Below are 3,548 nucleotides of genomic sequence, written 5' to 3'. Positions count from 1 at the left end.
CTTTTCCCCAACTACACATTTTTTGTTTGTTTTTTTTTTGTTTTGTGCTGATCCACCAAACAACCACGACTCCGTGTACCCCATAAAACCTGCAGAAGCATCAAAAAATCCTACAGACCCTCCACGAGGAACATCGTTCGTACCGTAAATAAAACCTCTACGCTGATCAATCATGTCACCAAATGTCAACCTACTCCAATCCAAAAACTTTTGGTTCCATGTTGCCTTGGCTCCAAAAAGCATCGTGAATTTTCTATTCACTTTCAAGTGGTAAGAGTATATCAAGCTCAAAGTAGAATGTTGTATTGTACCCTGCCCTTGTTGATCGTGTGTTGCTATAACACCAAAACCACCGTTAATATTGTTAAAATATTGGTCGTATGATGCTGAATAGGTAACGTAATTTCCTGATAAGCTCGGCCATTGGTTACGGTAGTTAGCAGCCACTCGAGGACATCCATTTGTTCCCGCAAAAGCAGGATTCAAATAAATAGGGTTCGCATAGAACTGTGAGAACTGTGGATCCTGAGCATTTGCATTTGCTGTCACAAGCGTGAACAGCAGCAAAAACAAGCCTTTTTTAATTATTTTAATAGTCATTTGCACGTTTTGATGCGTTAACATAGCGTTTAAAACCTCCAATGTTACAAAAAAAATTCAGAATTGAGGTAATTTGAATTATCAATTTATAATATCCCTAACAATTTAGCGTTTTACTGTGGAGAAATTAGCATATTCGCTTTTCTTGCGCTACAATTACTTAATAAATCACATTAAGGACACATGATGATACGACAAATTTTGCTTTGGGTTACAGTTCTTTGTTTTGGAACTACTGTTTGGAGTCAAAGAGAAATCACAATTCCAGTTGACTGGAACACAGACAACACGTCTTTACAAGCTCAAAATTTCATGCAATTGGAAGGAGAATTATCTTTCCAATGGAAAATGGAAAAATCGTCGCGTAACTGGGCTTTACAATTTGTAAGTTATTCCACTACACCGGCAAGCCAAAACGAGATAAAAGAACTTGAGGCAAACAACATACTAATACCCACTGCTTTTCAATTTGAAAGAAGAACTACAGACAACAGAGCGCAGTTGTATGAAAGTGTGAGTATATCACCTTATATAAAGGTAAACAACAACATCTTAAAGGTCACCTCTGTTCAAGCCACACAAAACACAAATTATTACGCCCCCGCCAAACAAAGAGATTTCAAAGCTCATTCAGCCTTGCAGCCAGGCTCTGGTGATTGGTACAAGATAAAAGTTACGCAAGATGGAGTGCATGTCATTACCTATGATTTTCTTCAATCAATTGGTGTGAACGTAAGTAATTTAAATCCAGACCATATTAATGTATACGGGAATGGCTTTGGAGAACTTCCGTACAACAATTTTGAGGAAAGACCTGATGACATCCTTAAAAACGCGATTGAAGTTATAGGTGGAAATGATGGATCCTTCGATCCTGGAGATAAAATTCTCTTTTATGGAAAAGGTCCGAACCGTTGGGAAAGAATTGGTTCTCTAGGTTTTGAGCGCATTCAAAATCACTACGCTGATTACAGTGCTTATTTTATTAATGTGAATGCAGCTGAACCTCCCTTGAGGATTTCTTCTGCTCAAACAACAACTGCGGCGGCTACGCACACTGTAACTAGCTTTAACGACTATGCTCGCCACGAAAAAGAAGAAGTAAACTTAATACACTCTGGGAGAAGATGGTATGGAGAAAAGTTTGACGTCGAACTCTCTCAAAATTTCAATTTTAATTTACCCAACATAGCTGTAAATGCCCCAGCTAGTTTGCGATATGCCATTGCTTATAACGCGGGAGACAACACCAGTTACTTTGGAATCAATTATAATGGAAATAGCATAGCTAGTGATACCTTAAATGCATGGAGCGGTGGTGAAACAGCATTTGGGAGAAAAACTGTGAGTGTTACAAATGGAAATTTCGCACCTACCTCTGGTAACATTACCTTGAATTGTGTATTGAATAGAAACCTCCCTTCTATTTATGCCTACCTCGACTTTTTGGAAATCAATGTGAGACGACAGTTGAAAATTGCGGAAAATCAACTTGACTTTAGAGACATTCAAAGTGTCGGTTCTGGAAACATTGCCAACTTTCAAATTAGCAACTTCACCTCTAACCTTAAAGTTTGGGAAGTAACAGATAATACACAACCTTCTCTTGTCAACGGAACTTTAGTAGGAAGCACCTACTCATTCTCTGTTGATGCGGATAGTTTAAGAGAGTTTGTAGCTTTTAATAACAATTACCTTTCTCCAAGCTTTATAGAAAAGGTAGCTAATCAGGATTTACACGGACTTGGATATGCAGATTATTTAATCATTACCCACCCCTCTTTGAAGTCGCAAGCCCAACGCTTAGCCAATCTTCATGAAGCGCAAGGACTTTCTTACCACTTGGTAGACATCAATGATTTATACAACGAATTTTCTGGGGGTGCACCAGACATCACAGCGATTAGAATGTTTGCCAAAATGTTTTACGATAGAGCCAATGGCGACCCTAGCCTTATGCCCAAGTACATGTGTTTATTTGGAGATGGAACATATGACCCTAAAGACAGGGTTGATAACAACAACAATATGATTCCAACCTATCAAGCTTTAAATTCAGAACATCACATTCAGTCTTTGGTAACAGATGATTACTATGGATTACTTGGAGACAATGAAGGATTAAATAACAATGATGATTTAGATATCGCTATTGGTAGAATTATCGTGAGCAATGAGTTACAAGCCAAGCAAATGGTGGATAAGATAGAACACTACATGAAAAATGGATCTACACTTTTTGCCAACACTTCAAGTAATACAGACGAAAACGGATATTCATCAACACAGGGTTCTTGGAGATTAAACTACGCCTTAATTTCTGATGATAGGGATGATGTAAATGACAACTTTCTAAACCAAGACATTGAGCCTTTTGCCAATTACATTGAAGCCAATTACCCAATGATGAATGCGAATAAAATTTATTTAGACGCATTAACACAAAAAACTTCAGCTGCAGGCGAAAGATACCCTCAAGCCAATGAGCTAATCAATAGAAATTTTGCAAGCGGAAACTTGGTGATGACCTATATTGGTCATGGTGGTGAAGCAGGCTTGGCTCAGGAAAGAATTTTAACCAACAACCAGATAAACGCTTTAACAAACATTGATAGACTTACGCTTTTTGTGAGTGCTACGTGCGAGTTTACGCGTTTTGACAACAACAAGTTAATCTCTGCAGGAGAACACCTGTTCCTCAACCCTAACGGTGGAGCCATAGCTTTAATGACAACAACCCGTTCTGTCTACATTAGCGTAAACTCCATTGTAAACATCGCCTTCTATCAAAATATCTTTAAACCAGATAGTGATAATCGTCCACAAACATTAGGAGAGATTATACGACTAACCAAAAATCAAGCATCCACGAACGAAAATAAAAGATGTTTCACCCTAATTGGTGACCCTGCTCTGCGTTTAGCTTATCCTCAACACAAAGTTGTAAT

Annotated in this window: 2 protein-coding genes; one reads left to right on the top strand and one right to left on the bottom strand. The window is 38.2% G+C overall.

All coding sequences use genetic code 11. From position 1 onward, the window contains the following. Positions 1-600, bottom strand: a 600-nt coding sequence (locus AC22ZQ_RS13350) for a PorP/SprF family type IX secretion system membrane protein (protein WP_318959262.1), incomplete at its 3' end; no start/stop codon positions are given. 183 nt (positions 601-783) lie between these two features. On the opposite strand from AC22ZQ_RS13350, the gene porU reads away from it, so the two are divergent. Next, the coding region (gene porU, locus AC22ZQ_RS13345; protein WP_318959261.1) for a type IX secretion system sortase PorU at positions 784-3,548 on the top strand (2,765 nt) is incomplete at its 3' end.

The sequence above is a fragment of the Lishizhenia sp. genome, assembly GCF_057456495.1.
The sequence above is the reverse complement of the archived record's forward strand: the minus strand, read 5'-3'. Positions and strand labels throughout refer to the sequence as shown.